General features: G+C 75.7%; 1 protein-coding gene. It reads right to left on the bottom strand.

The window, feature by feature from the left end; genetic code table 11:
* A partial coding sequence (locus tag D3D02_RS19690; protein ID WP_304999811.1) for a TrkA C-terminal domain-containing protein occupies positions 1-456 on the bottom strand: 456 nt, incomplete at both ends.

Raw genomic sequence — 456 nt, 5'->3', positions numbered from 1 at the left:
GGGCGCTCGCGACGGTCCGTCCGACCTGCCCGTGGCCCACGACGACGGTCTCGCCCGCGCCGAACCGGCGGGCCGCCGAGTTGGTCAGGTCGACGAGCCGCTCGACCTGTTCTGCCGTCCCCGAGACGAGGAGGACCGTTCCGGCGGACAGCGTCGCGTCCGGCGGCGGCGCCGCCTCGAACGAGCCGTCGAACCACGCGCCGATCACGTCGACGCCGGTGCGCTCGCCGATGGCGCTGCCGGCGAGCGTCGACCCGGCGAGGCCGCCCCCGTGGTGGACCGATATCTCCGCGATCCGCAGGTCGCCGACCGCGACCGCCTCGTCGAGGTCGGTCCGGAGCGCGGTCGTGACCTTCGAGGCGAGGCGCTCGCCGAGCAGCGACCGCGGGGAGAGCACCTCGTCCGCGCCGGCGAGCCGGTGGTACCGCTCGCGGCTCGGGTCCTCGACGACGCTTA

It is taken from the genome of Halobellus sp. Atlit-38R, from assembly GCF_003665925.1.
Taxonomy (GTDB): domain Archaea; phylum Halobacteriota; class Halobacteria; order Halobacteriales; family Haloferacaceae; genus Haloquadratum; species Haloquadratum inordinatus.
The sequence above is the reverse complement of the archived record's forward strand: the minus strand, read 5'-3'. Positions and strand labels throughout refer to the sequence as shown.